The sequence below is a fragment of the Microbacterium hatanonis genome (genome assembly GCF_008017415.1).
Taxonomy (GTDB): domain Bacteria; phylum Actinomycetota; class Actinomycetes; order Actinomycetales; family Microbacteriaceae; genus Microbacterium; species Microbacterium hatanonis.
Map to the genome: position 1 here is coordinate 75,144 of NZ_VRSV01000002.1, position 16,844 is coordinate 91,987.

The 16,844-nt window shown below is 70.8% G+C and carries 7 protein-coding genes; 1 reads left to right on the plus strand and 6 read right to left on the minus strand.

Annotated elements, in window-relative coordinates:
- Nucleotides 1–34: 34 nt before the first annotated feature.
- The 5 genes from FVP77_RS10610 to FVP77_RS10630 all read right to left on the minus strand — a co-directional run bounded on the left by FVP77_RS10610 (nt 35) and on the right by FVP77_RS10630 (nt 14,081).
- Nucleotides 35–6,097, minus strand: a complete 6,063-nt coding sequence (locus FVP77_RS10610; protein ID WP_147894601.1) for an Ig-like domain-containing protein — start codon at nt 6,095–6,097, stop codon at nt 35–37.
- A gap of 149 nt (nt 6,098–6,246) precedes the next feature.
- Nucleotides 6,247–8,610, minus strand: coding sequence for an ATP-binding cassette domain-containing protein (locus FVP77_RS10615; protein WP_147894602.1), 2,364 nt, complete (start codon nt 8,608–8,610; stop codon nt 6,247–6,249).
- Between the two features lie 192 nt (nt 8,611–8,802).
- Nucleotides 8,803–10,368, minus strand: a complete 1,566-nt coding sequence (locus FVP77_RS10620) for a DEAD/DEAH box helicase (RefSeq protein WP_147894603.1) — start codon at nt 10,366–10,368, stop codon at nt 8,803–8,805.
- 185 nt (nt 10,369–10,553) lie between these two features.
- Nucleotides 10,554–11,147 (minus strand): DNA-3-methyladenine glycosylase I, encoded by a 594-nt coding sequence (locus FVP77_RS10625; RefSeq protein ID WP_147894604.1) that lies wholly within the window; start codon nt 11,145–11,147, stop codon nt 10,554–10,556.
- A gap of 132 nt (nt 11,148–11,279) precedes the next feature.
- Complete coding sequence (locus FVP77_RS10630) at nt 11,280–14,081, minus strand: LPXTG cell wall anchor domain-containing protein (RefSeq protein WP_147894605.1); 2,802 nt, start codon at nt 14,079–14,081, stop codon at nt 11,280–11,282.
- A gap of 252 nt (nt 14,082–14,333) precedes the next feature.
- Here FVP77_RS10630 and FVP77_RS10635 point away from each other — a divergent pair, with 252 nt between their 5' ends.
- A complete protein-coding gene (locus FVP77_RS10635) occupies nt 14,334–14,648 on the plus strand; it encodes a hypothetical protein (protein WP_147894606.1) in 315 nt (104 codons plus the stop codon).
- Between the two features lie 47 nt (nt 14,649–14,695).
- Here the strand turns inward: FVP77_RS10635 and FVP77_RS10640 are convergent, their stop codons facing one another.
- Nucleotides 14,696–16,801: an acyl-CoA dehydrogenase family protein gene (locus FVP77_RS10640; RefSeq protein ID WP_147894607.1), complete on the minus strand. Its 2,106-nt coding sequence runs from the start codon at nt 16,799–16,801 to the stop codon at nt 14,696–14,698.
- Nucleotides 16,802–16,844 lie beyond the last annotated feature (43 nt).

Sequence of the window (16,844 nt, forward strand, 5' to 3'; positions counted from 1 at the left end):
CCTTCTCGTTGTCTTCTCGCGCCGTCTCGTGGCGCTACCAGGTCTGGCGTTCGGATTCGCCGAATCCGTCGATCTGCACCCACGCCTGCTCGCCCGGGTAGCCGAAGTAGCAGGTGAGCTGCATGCTCGCGTTGGCTTCGATGCGGTAGGACTTACCGCTGGTGAACCGGCCCTCGCGGCTGTTGACGCAGGAGACCGTGTAGGTGCCGGCGGGGAAGTCCTTCGTGTTCAGCACCAGGTAGGCGCACGAGGACGACGTGCAGTTGTCCTGCCCCTGCGCCGACGAGCCCTTCGTCACCCAGGCCCGGGGCTGCGGCTTGGGTTCGGTGGAGGCCGACGCAGACTTCTCCGGGCTGATCTTGCCCTCGGAGTCGATCGCCCGCACGGTGATCGAGTGGGTCTGGTCGTAGCCGTTGCCGACGTTGCGCGAGCCCTGGCCCGGGCCCACGTTCTCCCAGTTGCCGCCGTCGATGCGGATCTCCAGCCGGTTGATGGGGCGGCCGTTCGTCGCGGGCGGGCTCCACGACACGCGCACCGACTGCCCGGCACGCTCGGCATTCGCGCCCGGTTGGTTCACCGGACCGTACGGCGTCGCGGCATTCGAGGCGGCGGAAGCCGCGCCCTCGTACGTCGCGCCGTCCTGGGTCGTCACCGCGCGCACCTGCACGGTGTACTGGTTGCCGTTGGAGATGCCGCTCGTGATCCGTGAGCCGTCCCAGTCCGCACGCCACCCGCCGCCGACGTTGTACTGGTACTTCACCGACGAACTGTCCGCACCGTTCGTCGAGCCCGGCGTGTACGAGACGACGATCGCGCTGTCGTTGGTCGGCGTCGTCGCGGAGACCCCGGTCGGCTGCCCGGGTGCGACGAACGCGCGTCGCGGAGCCGAAGGATTGCTGTCGGCGCCCCAGCCGGCTTTGTTCTTCGCTGCGACGGTGAAGGTGTAGTCGGTCTGGTTCGGATCGACCACGACCGCCTGCGAGGTCTGTCCCGCGGGAACGGCGATGGTGTTGATGACCGAACCGCCGCGGATCACGTTGAGACGGTAGCCGCTGATCGCGTCGCCGTTCGCGGCGGGCGCGTTCCAGGTGACCTGCATCTGGGCCTGGTCGCCGACGGGCTGGAGACGCTGGGTGGTCGGCGCCGCGGCTGCCGACGGCGGCCCGGCGGGAACCTCGCCCGCCGAGTAGCCGCTCCAGCTCGAAGGCTCAGGCGCACGGTTGTGGGCGCGCACGCGCACCTGGTAGTTCGTGCCGTTCTCGAGGCCGTCCCACACGATCGTGTTGCCGGTCACGCTGGCCTTCTGCGTGAGCCCCGACGGCGGGGCGGGCGAGATCTCGAGCGTGAACGACTCGACCGGGGAGCCGGGCGTCGACGGGGTGACCCACGCGACCTGCAGCGACTTGTCGCCGAAGGTCAGGGTCGGCGGCTGCGGGGTGTCGGGACGCGCATCGGGCCGCGCCACGGCCGACGGAGCCGACGGGTCGGACTCGCCGACGCGGTTCGTCGCGGTGACCACGAAGTTGTACTCGACGTTGTTGGTGAGGCCGTCGAGCGTGCACGTCGTCGAGGCGCACTGCTTCGTGTACGCGCCCGAGGTGGAGGTCACCGTGTATCCGGTGATGTCGGCGCCGTTGTTCGCCGGCGGCGTCCACGACAGCACGACCGTGCGGTCCTGCACGCTCGACACCGTCGGCGTTCCGGGAGCGTTGGGCTTCCCCTGCACCGTGAGACGGATGCGGCCCTCGACCTCGCGATCGGGGTCGCCCGTCGCATCCTGGATCCGATAGCGCACCACCATGGTGCCGAAGAAGTCGGCCGCCGGGGTGACGGCCACCTGGTCGCCGGCGAGGTCGGCGGTGCCGCTGCCCGTCTCGGGCACCGCGGACGTCAGTTTCAGTGCCGTCTCGGGGAACGGGTTGAAGTCGTTCGCCAGCACGGGCACGGTGATCGTCTTGCCCTGGTCGGACTGCGGCACGATGTCGTCGTTGGCCGTCGCGAGGGGGCGGGTCGATGCCGTCACCCGCACCGTCACGGTGCCCTCGACCGGCTCGGTCTCGCCGTCGTCGACGCGCAGACGCACGTCGACGGTGGTTCCCTTGGGCGTTCCGGAGTCGGTGCCGACGCGCAGGGTCTGGCCGTCGATCGAGGCGCTGAAGCCCGACGGCGCACCGCCGACGATGGAGTACTGCATGCCGTCGAGGTCGCCCTCGTCGGGGTCTGTCGTGAGGGCCCGCAGGTCGAGGCCCGTGGGCTCCTCGCCCGGCGCGACATCCATCTGGCCGTTCACGAACGTCGGCTGCTGGTTGTCGGGCGGGAGCACGGTGACCGGCAGCGTCAGCGTGGCCTTCCGCCCCTCCGGGTCGTCGGGCCCCGTGCCGTCGGTGACCTCGAACGTGATGGCGTCCTGGCCGAAGTAGCCGGCCGCCGACGTGTAGGTCAGGGTCGTCTGATCCTTGACGAGGTTGGAGCCGTCGGCGTGGGATGCGGCGACCTTGGCCGCCTCGGTGATGACGACCGTCCGGCCGCCCGCGGCGCGCACGTGATCGGCGAGCGGGAGGTCGACCGTCTCGCCGCTCTGCACCTCGATGCCCTCGGTCGAGATGAGGGTCGGCGGCAGATCGCTGAGGGCGGGCACGAAGATGAAGGCCGACGCCGTCAGGTCGTCCTGATCGGTCAGCGTGTAGGTGAGCAGCTGGGCCTCGTCGAGGATCGGGATGCGCACGATGCCGTCGGCGTTGACCGTCGCCGATCCGTCGACCGTGATGCGGAGGGCGTCGGTCGTGCCGTCGGGGTCTTCGTCGTTCGCGAGCACGTCGAGGTCGACGTACTCGTCTTCCTGCACGTCCTGCGCGCGCACCCGGTCGTCGCGGGCGATCGGGCGCTGCAGCGGCACGTCGTCGGCGACCGTCACCTGCAGCACGGCGCGCGCCTCCGCACCGCGGGCGTCGCGGATCGTGTACTGCAGCGAGGTCTCCATCGGCTCGTCCGGCGACGTGACGACGACGCGGTCGCCGACGACTCGGGCCTGGATGCCGTCGACCTCGGGGAGGATCAGACCGTTGCTGATGAGGGAGATCGCATCGCCCTCGGGGTCGGAGTCATTGGCCAGCACCGGCACGGCCACTTCGCGCCCCGGGCGCATGATCACGGAGTCCTTCACCGCGTACGGCGCCTGGTTGGTCGCCTCGGTCGGGGCGATGCCCACGCGGATCGACGCGGTCGCCTCCGCCCCGCCCCGGTCGCGCACCCGATAGGTGAAAGCGTCGGCGCCGGTCTCGTCGTCGAAGGCCTGGTAGACGAGGAAGTTCGCGCCCGTCTCGGAGATGCGGCCCTTCGTCGGAGCGGAGTCGAGGCCGACGAGCTCGACGGAGTCGCCGTCGGGGTCGAGACCGTCGAGCGGTACGGCGATGCGCACCTCGGAGCCGCTCAGCACGCGCGAGGTGATGTCGCGCGGGCGCGGCGCCTGGTTCGTCTCGGGGTTGGCCGGGAGCACCTGGATGGTGATGTACCCGGCGTCCTTCTGCCCCGTGGAGTCCACCGCCTCGTAGGTCGCGTAGACCGTGCCCGGCTGGTCGCCCGCGCGGAAGCGCACGGTGTCCTGCGAGACGAAGATCTGGCCCTGCTCGGGCGTCGGGAGGGGCGCGACGAGGTCGGGTGCCACGTGCATCGTGTCGCTGTTGGGGTGCGTGTCGTTGTCGAGCACGGGGATGGTCACGATGTCCCCGGCACGGACGACCGCCTGGTCGTCGTTGGCGACCGGTGGTTCGAGCTGCTCGGGCGCGGGCACGGGGATGACGACCACCTCGCCCTCGGCCGTCTGCGAACCGTTCGAGATGCGGTAGCCGATGCGCGTCTGCTCGCCGAGTGCCGCCTGATCGGTGATGCGCAGCGTCTCGTGGTTGAGCACGGCGACCGAGATGCCGCTGTTCGGGTCGACGGTGACCGACTGCACGACGAGGATGCCGCCGGACGGGTCGATGTCGTTGGCGAGGACGTTCACGAGCACATCGGCGCCGCTCGTGAGGAGGGCGACGTCGCGAACGGCGATCGGCGGCAGGTCGGTGTCGGCGTCGGGGACCACGTCGACGCGCACGAGGCCGGGCACGGCGTTCGCGCCGGACGACACGAGGTACTGCGCGTAATACGTGCCGGGGGCGTTCGAGCGGAACGTGAACGTCTTGTTCGCGAAGTCGGGGACGATCTCGGCGCCGGCGACCTCGTCGACGCGGGTGAGGCGCAGGGGCTCACGGCTGGAGCTGGTGTCGTTCGTCAGCGGCGCGACGGTCGCCGTCTGACCCACGCGGACGACGACGTGGTCGGCGTTCGTGACGGGCACGGTCGACCCGGGCGGTCGGATGTCGACCCGCAGAACACCCTCGCCGACGTCGGTGCCGTCCGAGACGACGATCGGCACGTCCTTGCGCCCCTGGGCGCCGCCGATGGCGCGGTAGGAGATGCGCCCGTCGGAGGTGAAGTCGGCCTCGTCGCCGCCGTCGGGGGTGACGCTGCGCAGGAACACCTCGTCGCCGTCGGGGTCGGTCCAGTCGGGCAGCACGTTGTACGACACGGCCGCACCGGCCTCGACGACGACCGCGGTGACCCGCTTCTGCACGGGCGGCGAGTTGATCTCCCAGCCGTGCACGTCGAGGCGCACCGTCGCGGTGTCGGTGCCGCCCCGCCCGTCGTCGATCTGGTAGGTGAACGAATCGCTTCCCGAGGCGTCTTCGGGCACGGCGATCTGCAGGGCTGCGCCGTTGTTGATCGGCTGCACGTTGCCGAGCCCGGGACTGCCGTTGGGGAGGGTCACGGTGAGCACGTCGCCGTCGGCATCGGTGTCGTTGTCGAGCACGGGCAGCACCGTGGTGCGACCCGGACGCACGCCGAAGTCGTCGTCCGTGGCGACCGGCGGGGTGTTGATCTCGGTGCGCTCGGGCAGCGTCGTCTCCACCGTCTGCTCGGTGGTCTGCTCGTCCTCCTCCGAGTCGCCCTCGGGGGGAGTGATGTCCTCCCAGTTGTCGACGCGCTGCATGCTGTCGCTGGCCATCCACGCCGCGCCGCCGATGATGTCGTTCAGCACCACGACGTCGCGGTTCTGGCGGAACGTCAGCTGCGCGGTCGGATCGATGTCTTCGATGTCGACGGCGAGGTCGTTCGACTCGTCGGAGCAGTCGCGGACGAACCGGGCGGACCCGCCCCAGGCGCCGTAGGTGCAGCCGCCGAGGGAGACGGGGGCCGCGGGCGTGCCGTCGCCTCCCGCATCGGTCTCGACCGGGTCCGATCCGTCGAGCGGCACGTTCACGAGCTGGCTCGCGGTCGCGAGCGTCACCGACGTCGCCGCCGGCGACGGCTGCTGGAGCACCGCCGTGTCTCCGCGCGGGACCTCGGTGCGGGTGCCGCCGGAGGTGTAGACGGTGCCCGTCCGCTCGTCGAGGACGGCAGCGGTGGTGCCGACGGCCGTGACCGTGAGCTCGGCGTCGTCTTCGATCCCGTCCAGACCCCGTCGCTGCGGGTCGCCGGGCTCACCGGTGTCGTCGATCGGCACGGTCACGATCTCGCGCGACTCGGGCGAGACGGCGTAGACCGTGCCGTCCTGCCCGACCGTGATGTCGGCGCCCTCGCCGAGCTCGATCGTGGGCTCCGTCCCTTCGACGGTGAAGCCCGAGACCGCGGCGGACGGCATGATCCACGCGGACCCCGACGAGGGATCGAGCACCGCGAGGGTCGCACCCCCGAGCACCGTCTTGGCGCCGGCGGGGATGTCGGCAGAATCGGTCAGCACGACCATCGCCGGATCGACCGCGGTCACGCTCTGCTCGTCGGTGACGAGCACGGTCGAGCCGTTCTGGGCGACATCGTACTCGTCGCTCGCGGCGCGGAAACCGCCGTCGAGCACCCGCGACTCGTGGTTGAAGTGCCCGACCATGAGGGAGGACTGCTTCGTGATCCACACCCCGCCGTCGTGCAGGTCGACCTCGGTCGTCGGGTTGCCCTCGTAGACGATCGCCAGGGTCGCGATCGCGACGGCCGACACCGTCACGATGCTCGCCGAGGCGATCGTACGGCGCCGTCGGCGAAGCCATGCGAACGATCTCATGGCGGCGTCCTCCCCCGGGGGCATGAAAAGAGTCTGCGACCCGCAGAGGAGCGCGGGCAGTGATGTGCCCGGACAGCCTAACCTCCGACGTCGACGCCGAAGAACCGAGGGCGACTTCTTGTCATGCCTCCGCGCGGCGTGGTAGTCGCTCAGGCACCGACGTACTGGCGGAGGTGCTGGCCCGTCAGCGTCTTCCCCGCTGCCACGAGGTCGGCGGGCGTGCCCTCGAACACGACCTCTCCCCCGTCGCGGCCGGCCCCGGGACCGATATCGATGATCCAGTCGCCGTGCGCCATCACCGCCTGGTGGTGCTCGATGACGATCACGCTGTTGCCGGAGTCGACCAGCCGGTCGAGCAGCGAGAGCAGGTTGTCGACGTCGGCCAGGTGCAGGCCCGTGGTCGGCTCGTCGAGCACGTACACCGCGCCCTTCTTGGCCATGTTGATCGCGAGTTTCAGTCGTTGCCGCTCGCCGCCCGAGAGGGAGTTGAGCGCTTGACCGAGCGTGATGTAGCCGAGTCCGACGTCGATGAGGCGCGCGAGCGTCACCTGCGCCGGTCCCTTCGCGAAGAACTCGGCGGCTTCGCCCACCGACATGTCGAGCACCTCGGCGATGTTCTTGCCCTCCAGGGTGTACTCGAGCACCTCGTCGGAGAAGCCGGTGCCCTCGCACACCTCGCAGAGCGTCTCGACCGTGGATTGGAACCCCAGGTCGGTGATGATGACGCCGAGCCCCTTGCACGCGACGCAGGCGCCCTCGGAGTTCGCGGAGAACAGGCCCGGCTTGACGCCGTTCGCCTTCGCGAACGCAGCGCGGATGGTATCGAGCAGACCCGTGTAGGTCGCCGGGCTGCTGCGCCGAGACCCCTTGATCGGCGACTGATCGACCACCACCACGTCGTCGAAACGCGGCAGATGCCCGTGGATGAGCGACGACTTGCCCGAGCCCGCCACTCCCGTCACGACCGTCAGCACCCCGAGCGGCACGTCGACGTCGACGTTCTTCAGGTTGTGCTGGGTCGCGCCGCGGATCTCGAGCGCCCCCTTCGGCGACCGCGTCGAGGGCTTCATCCGCGCGCGGTGGTCGAGGTGGCGCCCGGTGAGGGTGTCGGAGGCGCGGAGACCGGCGAGGTCGCCGGCGTACTGGATCTCGCCGCCGGCCCGGCCGGCACCCGGGCCGAGGTCGATCACATGATCGGCGATCGCGATGACTTCCGGCTTGTGCTCGACGACGAGCACCGTATTGCCCTTGTCGCGCAGCTGCTGGAGCAGCGCGTTCATCCGCTCGATGTCGTGCGGGTGCAGGCCCGCCGTCGGCTCGTCGAAGACGTAGGTGATGTCGGTCAGGCTCGAGCCCAGGTGGCGGATCATCTTCGTCCGCTGGGCCTCACCGCCCGAGAGCGTGCCGCTCGCGCGGTCGAGCGAGAGGTAGCCGAGACCGATGTCGACGAACGAGTCGACCGTCTCGCGCAGGCCCTGGATCAGCGGGGCGACCTCGGGCGCGTCGACCGTGCGCAGCCAGGCCGCGAGATCGGTGATCTGCATCGCCGCAGCATCCGCGATGTTCACTCCGCCGATCTTCGACGACCGGGCACCCTCGTTCAGCCGGGTGCCGCCGCACTCGGGGCAGGCGCGGAAGGTCACGGCGCGCTCCACGAACGCGCGGACGTGCGGCTGGAGCGCATCGCGGTCTTTCTGCAGCATGCTCTTGGTGATCTTCGGCACGAGACCCTCGTAGGTCATGTTCGTGTTCTGGATCTTGACCTTGACCTGCTCCTTGTAGAGGAAGTCGTGGAGCTGCTGCTCGGTGTAGTCCTGGATGGGCGTGTCGGCGTCGACGAAGCCCGACTCTCCGAAGACGCGCACCATCCAGCCGTCGGCGGTGTAGCCCGGCACCTTGATCGCTCCGCCGTTGAGCGAGAGCGTCTTGTCGTAGAGCTCGTCGAGGTCGATCGCGGTCGCCTCGCCGAGCCCCTCGCAATGCGGGCACATGCCGCCGGTGATCTCGAACGACCGGCGCTCCTTCTTGCCCTTGTTCGGGCCGGTGCCGATGGTGACCGCCCCCGCCCCCTTCACCGAGGGCACGTTGAACGAGAACGCCTGCGGAGAACCGACGTGCGGCGTGCCCAGGCGGCTGAAGAGCATGCGCAGCATCGCGTGGACGTCGGTCGCCGTACCGACCGTGGAGCGCGCGTTGGCCCCCATGCGCTCCTGGTCGACGCGGATCGTCGCGCTGAGGTTCTCGAGCGCATCGACGTCGGGACGCGACAGCTGACCCATGAACTGCTGCACGAAGGTGGGGTAGGTCTCGTTGATGAGGCGCTGGGACTCCGCCGCTATCGTGCCGAACACGAGCGACGACTTGCCCGATCCGCTCACGCCCGTGAACACGGTCAGCCGGCGCTTGGGCACATTGACGTCGACGTTCTTGAGGTTGTTCTCGCGCGCGCCGACCACGCGGATCACCTCGTGCGCGTCGGCGATGGGGACGGATGCTTCGGATGCGGCGGCCATGCGGTCTCCCGGGTTCGGTTACCCCACAGTGTGCCCCACCCCGCCGACGCCGCGCTTCTCGGTTCCTGACCGGCCGCGCAGCATCCGCTCCCGGCGTCTTCCCCGCTCAGATGCCACAACACCCGGACGCAGCGCGCTGCGCGTCCGGGTGTTGTGGCATCTCGTCGTGAGAGCGGCGTGAGCGTGCGGGGATCAGCCCTGCGCGCGACGATTGGTGCGGGGGCTGCGCGAGCCGACGACCATGCCGGTCGTGGGCGCACCGCTGGCCGAGCGGCCCGCGGCCGGGCGCTGAGCACCCGAACCATTGCGACCGGAGCCGCCGGAGCGGCCGCGACCGGCGTGGCCGGCCGACGAGTCGGAGCGACCGGATGCTGCGCCGCGGGGTGCGTCCGAAGAGGTGCGCGCTGCGTCGCTGCCCTGGCCGCGGCCGCGACGGCTGCGGCCGCCGCCCTGGCCCGCCGGGGCCTCGCCGGAACGGACGGCGCGCTTGCGCTGCGCGTTCGCGCCCTGCGAGCGTCCGCCGCCGCCCTGCTGCTGCGGCTCCTGACGCGGCGCGGGGGTGACGTACTCGGCGACGTCTCCGACGAGCGCGGTCACCTGCGGCGACGTGTGCGTGACGGGGGTCGGGGTCACCTTGATGGCGGCCTTGCGAAGGATGTCCTGGGTGTCGCGGCGCTGCTCGGGGAGCATCACCGTGACCACGTCGCCGGCGCTGCCGGCACGGGCCGTGCGGCCCGAGCGGTGCAGGTACGCCTTGTGCTCGACGGGCGGGTCGACGTGCACCACGAGCGCGATGTCGTCGACGTGCACGCCGCGGGCGGCGACGTCGGTCGCCACGAGGACGCGCGCCGTGCCGGCGCTGAACGCGGCGAGGTTGCGGTCGCGCTGCGGCTGGGAGAGGTTGCCGTGCAGGTCGACCGACGGGATGCCCGCGTCGGTCAGGGTGCGGGCGAGCTTCTTGGCCTGGTGCTTCGTGCGAGTGAAGAGGATGCGGCGGCTCGAACCCGACGCGAGGGTCTTGACGAGGTGCTTCTTGGCTTCGGCGTCGGCGGCCTCGAAGACGTGGTGGGTCATCGCCGCGACGTGCGAGGTGGCCTCGTCGACCGAGTGCAGCACCTCGTTCTGCAGGAACCGGCGCACGAGCTTGTCCACGCCGTTGTCGAGGGTCGCCGAGAACAGCAGACGCTGCCCGTTCTTCGGCGTCTTGTCGAGGATGCGGGTCACGACGGGGAGGAACCCGAGGTCGGCCATGTGGTCGGCCTCGTCGAGAACGGTGATCTCGACGTCTTCGAGCGAGACGAAGCGCTGACCCATGAGGTCTTCGAGACGACCGGGGCAGGCGACCAGGATGTCGACGCCGGCGTTCATCGCGTCGACCTGGCGCTTCTGGGTCACACCGCCGTAGATCGTGGTGGTGTTCATGCCGTAGGCGGCCGCGAGCGGCGCGATGACGGCGTCGATCTGGTTCGCGAGCTCGCGGGTCGGTGCGAGCACGAGCGCGCGAGGGCGACGGGCCTTGCGGGCGGTCTTGTTCTCGCCGAGGCGGGCGACCAGCGGCAGCGCGAAGGCGAGGGTCTTGCCCGAGCCGGTCTTGCCGCGGCCGAGCACGTCGCGACCCGCGAGGGTGTCGACGAGCGTGTCGGACTGGATCGGGAACGGTTCGTTCTTGCCCTGCTCGGCGAGCACGCGCACGAGCGGAGCCGGAAGGCCGAGCTCGGCGAACGTCGCGGGGGAAAGGGTGGGGGTATCGATGGACATGCGTCTCCATGGCTGCACGCGCGAACGCACGCAGTCCGGGATAGGTTCGCCGCGCACGGGACGCGCGAGCGAGAAGATGGCGAAGGCGTCGGGTCGACGCATCCGTTCGCCGTAGAAAGTCAAGGGCTCGAGGCCGCTGCGTTCGACGACGCAGGGAGCAAGGATCGCTCCGCAGTGACTCCAGTCTAGCGGTCGTCGACGGACGACGCCGCGCGCCAGCATCCGGCGACGTGATCGTCGACCATTCCGCCCGACTGCATGAGGGCGTACATCGTGGTCGGTCCGACGAATCGGAACCCCCGTTTGCGCAGCGCCTTGCTCAGCGCGACCGACTCGGGCGTCGTCGCCGGGACCTCGGCGAACGTCGCGGGAGGTGCCGCCGGATGCTGCGGGGCGAACGACCACACGAAGGCGTCGAGCTCGCCCGGTGCCATGTCGGCCACGAGGCGGGCGTTCGAGATCGTCGCGAGGATCTTGGCGCGGTTGCGGATGATGCCGGCGTCGTTCATGAGCCGCTCGACGTCGCCGTCGTCGAACGCGGCGACGGCGTGCGGATCGAACCCGGCGAACACCTCACGGAACCGGGGGCGCTTGCGCAGGATCGTGATCCAGCTCAGGCCCGCTTGGAACCCCTCGAGACTCATCTTCTCGAACAGCGCCCGGTCGCCGTGGAGCGGGGTGCCCCACTCCTCGTCGTGATACCGCTGGTACTCGCCGTCGTCGCCCGCCCACGCGCACCGGGCGATCCCGTCACCACCCACTCGCACGTCGCCGCTCACGCCGCCACCCTAGCCGCGGGCGGCGACACCCGCCGAGGCCGACCGCGCCGCCGAGGGTGCCCGTTTCCGCCGCGGGTGCCCGGAAGATCGGGCACCCGCGGCGGAAGGAGGCACTCTCGGCGAACCCGCGGGTCAGGCGGAGCGGCGGCGGACGATCAGGCGCGCACCGATGCCTGCAGCGAGCAGCAGGCTCGCGCCGAACGCCAGCGCCCACGCGTCCTGGCCGGAGCCCGTGGCCGGCAGCACCGCGGGGCCGGCCGCGGGCAGGCCGACCGTCGGCGGCAGGTCGACGCCGGGGACCACCGGCGGTGCGACCGTGATCGGCGCGACCGCGACGGCCCAGACGATGCCGCCGGCGGGCCCGCCGACCTGCTCCGGAGCCACGCGGTACTCGGTGCCGGCGGCGAACAGCGCCGCGCGTGCGGTCGCGGGGGTCGCCTGCTGCTCGGTGACGTCGAGGACGTCGCCCGAGAGGCTCACCGCCACGACCTCGACCACCCGGTAGCCGGCCGGGACCGTCGGGCGGATGCCGTACTCGGCGGCGCCGAACACGGCGACCTCGCCATCGCCGTCCGCGGCGATGAACGCGCCCGAGCCCGGCGCCAGCTCTTCGCCCGTGGCCGTCGCGCGGTTCGCGAGGAACTGCACCTCGGCGCCCGGCACCGCCTCGAGCGAGGTCGTGTCGACCACCGCGGCGGTCTGCAGCACCATGGCGCCGCCGACGAACACCTCCGCGGCGTCGGAGGTCTCGGTGTCGGCGACCACCTCGGTCGGGATCGCGCCGACCAGGGCGCCGTCGACCACGATCGGAGTCGTGGTGCCGTCCGCGCCGATCGACGTGCCCTCGAACGAGATCGTGGTCGTCTCGGCCTCCTCGACGTCGCGGTACGACGCGAGATCCGTGGCGTCCCAGACCGCGAGAGCGGCCTCGGGGAGCTCGAGGCCGGGGAGTCCGGGCACCTCCGGGCTCTCGGCGGTCTCGGGGATCTCGACGTAGACGGTCGCCTCGCCCGGCGCGATGCCGGTGAAGGCGTAGGTGCCGTCGAGCGACGTCGTCGCCCACCACCGGCCCGCAGCATCCTGCAGGTAGACCTCGGCACCCGGGACCGTCGTGTCGGTGCCCGACGCGTAGACGCCGTCGAGCTCCACGTCGAGGAAGTACGTCACGTCGACGGAGGCCGTCGGGATCTCCTCGAGGGTGACGACGAACGTCGGCGCGGAGAAGTACGACGCGGCATCCGCCGTGTCGAGCCAGAAGACGGCGCCGTCATCGCGCACGGCGATCTCGGCCGCGCCCGGGTCGTTGTTCTCTCGCGCGGTGACCTCGGCGATCGCGTAGCCGGTGGGCGCGGTGACCCGCACGCCGATCTCGTCGGGGAGGTGGCGCACATAGTACGAGTTCGCGAACGCCTCGTAGGTGCCCTCGCCCCCGGCGAAGTCGTACTCCGTCGCCGGGTACCACTGGCCGTCCGAACCGAGCTCGACAGTGACGTCCGACGCGGGAGCGCCGCCGGCGTACTCGACCTCGGCGGTTGCGCGGAGTGCGGTGAAGCCCACCTCGAGGGCGGAGCCGCCGTCCTCGACCGCGACGGTCGCGACGGCCTGCGAGTAGGCCGAGGTGCTCTCGTTCGGGACGCGCTCGATCTCGTCGGCGGACTCCGCATCGGTGGTGTCGAAGAAGATGCTGTCGAAGGCCGAGTTCGGGTGGACGAAGTAGACCTTCGCCTCGCCGACGGGGACGTCCTCGAAGACCTGGTCGCCGTTCGCCGCGGTGGTCGGGGTGAGGATCGCGCCCTGGGCGGTGACCAGACGGGAGACCCGCGTGTTCTTCTCGTCGGTGCGGCCGTCCTTCGCGGTCTTCGAGGTGTCGAAGACGCCGTCGGCGTAGCGGTCGTCGAACGAGGTGACGCGGAGATCGGCCGTCGGGAGCTCCTCGAGCGTTACCGTGAAGGTCGGGTTCGACGTGTAGGTCGAGGCGTCGGTGGTCTGCAGCCAGTACGCACCGTCGCGCGAGGTGACCGGGATCGGGTCGATGTTGCCGCCGGAGGAGACCGCGGTCACCTCGCCGACGCGGTAGCCGGCGGGGGCGGTCACCCGCACCCCGAACTCGCCGGGGAGGAGGTAGACGTACACGCCGTCGAGGTGCTCGTAGCTGCCCGGCTGGAAGTCGTACTCGGTCGCCGGGAGCCACTGGCCGTTCGCGCCGAGCTCGACCGTCACGCCCGTGGCGGGGGTGCCGTCGGGGAGCTTCACGTCGGCGACGGCGCGCAGGCCCGAGATGCCGATCGTGCGGGCGGTGTTCGTCCCGTCGCCGATGGTGACGGATGCTTCGGCACGCGGATCCCAGCTGCTGCCGACCTGGGTCAGCTTCCGGAGGTTCGCCGGGTCGGTCGCGTCGAACAGCATCGCGTTCACGGGAAGGGTGGGGTACTGCACCTGCAGTCGCGCGTCGCCGGCCGGCACGTCGTCGAAGAACCACGTGTCGCCGACCGCCGTGGCCGTCCAGGTCGATCCGTCCGAGGCGACGAGGGTCGGAGCGCCGAGGTACTGGCGGATGGCGTCGCTCTGGCCGGTGCGGCCGACCTTCGACGAATCGAAGACGCCGTCCTGGTAGCGGTCCTCGAAGACCGTCACGGTGAGGTCGCCGACGGCGGCGGCCGCGAGCGCGGCGCTCACGGTGCGCTCGGCGCGCTGGGCGAGCGGCTCGGGGGCGGCGTCATCGGTCGGGGCGTCCTCGGCCGGGGCCTCGGTCGGCTCGTCCGAGGGGGCGGGCTCGGGCGATGACGACGCCTCGCGCTCCGAGGTCTCGATCGGAGCGGGGGTCTCGGTCGCCGCGTCCGCGAGGACGGAGGCACCGGCGGGGGCTGCGGCGGTGGTGACGAGGACGGCGGCAAGTGCCGCCGCGCCCCATCCGGTGATTCGTGCGTTTCGCACCAGGTGACTCCTGTGATTCGGTCGACAGGGGGCGCCGCGGACATCGCGACCCTCCCAACCTATGAACCGATCGCTCTGGACTCCCCGTCCGGCACCACCTGTTCACCCGCCCGTCCCCCGCCCTTTCCCGGCCGCGCGCCTGTCGTCGCCGAGGGTGCCCGTGTGCGCCACAGGTGCCCGGAAATTCGGGCTCCCTCGTCGAGAACGGGCACTCTCGGCGAGCACGGAGCCGGAGTCGGGCACAGTAGAGCGATGAACGACGCACCCGGCACGCGCGCCGAAGACGTCCTCGAGGCGCGCCTCGACCGCGCGAAGATGCCGACCGCCCTGCGGTGGGGGCGCAACGCCCTCGCCTTCGCCGTGTCGACGGTCAGCGGCGGGGCGGGCGACGACCTCCTGCCCGGCCTCGACCTCGTCGTGAGCAGGCGCGACACCGGCGCCGAGGTGCTGCGGGTCCGGGCGGGCCAGTTCGAAGAGGCCGGTCACCTGCTCGAGCACACCTGGCGCGACCTCGCCACGATGACGGTGGAGGAGTTCGTGCGCTCGTGGAGGCTCATCGACGAATGACGGATGCCGCGAGCCCTCCCCGGCTCGCAGCATCCGTCGTCTTCGCGCTACTTCGCAGCGGCCTTCTTCTCGGGGATCGGGGCCCGGCCCGACGCCTCGAGGTCGGCGTAGTACCGTTCCGCCTCGCGCTGACGCTCGCCCTCGGCGCCCGAGGCGATCGGTGCCCGCACGTGCTCGGGCTCGTATCCGAAGGCGTCGACGAGATCCTGCGCGTGGGGGCGCAGACGCGTGCACAGCCGGTCGATGTAGCTCGACACCGCCCCGGCACGCTGCGTCGACAGGCGCCCGTTGATGAGGTACCACGCGAGGTGCTTCTCAACGAGGCTGAGCCCGAAGAGGTCGCGCACCCAGGTGAGCACCTTCTTCGTGCCCGCATCGTCGATGTTCTCGAGCGCGTCGGTGAAGGCCTCCCACTGCAGCAGCTCGCCGTGGGCGCGGGCCGCCTCGATGAGCTCGGCCTGGTTCTGGTTGAACAGGGCCGCCGCCTCGTCGCGGGGGAGCTTGGATGCCGCGCGCAGCCGCCCGGCGACGTCGGAGACCATCTGCTGCACCCGGTCGGTGAGAAGCTCGTGCTGCTGGTCGCCGCGCAGCCCCCGCTCGACCGCGCGCGCGGTGGAGCCGAAGTCGGTGACGGCTTGTCCGAGCTGGCGGAGTCCGGCGCCGTGGAAGAGCTTCCCGGCGGTCTGGCCCACGGCGTAGGCGGCGAGCGCGCGCGCATCCTTGCCCTTGAACTGCCTGCCGTAGTCGGCGAGCAGTCGCTTTCCGACCAGCTGCAGCAGCACGTTGTTGTCGCCCTCGAACGTGACGTAGATGTCGAGGTCGCTCCGAAGACCCGTGAGGCGGTTCTCGGCGAGGAAGCCCGATCCGCCGCACGCCTCGCGCGCCTCCTGCAGGGTGTCGAGCGCGTGCCACGTCGAGAGGGGCTTGAGCACCGCCGCGAGGGTCTCGAGGTCCTCGCGGTCGGCGTCGCTGTCGGTGCGGCCGCTGAAGACCCCGTCGAACTTCTTGAGGAATTCGTCGTGCGCGAAGATCTCGGCGTAGGTGGTGGCCAGGCGCGGCAGCAACCGGCGCTGATGCTTGCCGTAGTCCAGCAGCACGACCTCGGGCGTTCCGAGGCCGGAGTCGAACTGACGCCGCTGGTTGCCGTAGGTCACGGCGATGTTCAGGCCGAGCGCCGACGCCCATGCGGCGGAGCCGTCGAGCGAGATGCGGCCCTGCACGAGAGTGCCGAGCATCGTGAAGAACCGACGGCCCGGGCTCGAGATCGCGCTGGAGTACGTGCCGTCCTCGGCCACGTCGCCGTAGCGGTTCAGCAGGTTGGTGCGGGGGACGCGGACCTGGTCGAAGTGCAGCCGGCCGTTGTCGATCCCGTTGAGGCCGCCCTTCACCCCGTCGTCCTCACCGCCGACGCCCGGCAGGAACTGCCCGTTCTCGTCGCGGATCGGCACGTAGAAGCAGTGCACGCCGTGGTTGACGCCGTTCGTGATCAGCTGCGCGAACACGGTCGCGGCGATGCCGTGGAGGGCGGCGTTTCCGAGGTAGTCCTTCCACGCCCCGCGGAAGGGGGTGTGGATGACGAACTCCGCGGTCTCGGGGTCGTAGGTGGCGGTGGTGCCGATGGCCGCGACGTCGGAGCCGTGGCCCGTCTCGGTCATCGCGAAGGCACCCGGGATCTCGAGGCTCATCGCGCCGGGCAGCCACTTCTCGTGGTGCTCCTCGGTGCCGAGCTGGTAGATCGCAGCCCCGAACAGGCCCCACTGCACGCCCGACTTGATCTGCAGGCTCGGATCTGCGGCGACGAGCTCCTCGAAGCCGGCGATATTTCCGCCCTGGTCGTCCTCCCCGCCGAAGCGCGTGGGGAAGGCGCGGTGCACGGCCTTGTTCTCGACGAGAAGGTGCAGCTGTCCGAGGACGCGCTCGCGGTGCTCGGCCACGGTCTGTCCGTCGATGCGCCAGAAGGCGGGGTCCTTGATCATCTCGCGCGCCTGGCGGCGGACGTGCCCCCAGGTGCCGAGCAGCAGGTCGGTCACCCGCGCGGTGTCGATACGGGGCTCGGATGCCTCGGCCGCGGTGTGAGCAGCGGTCGGAGCGCCTCCGGCCGGGGTACGCCTCGCGATGGACGGAGTTTCAGGACGGACTGCGGCGTCGGTCATATACAGCACCTTCTTCGGCGAAACGGGATGATCCCAACGGTAG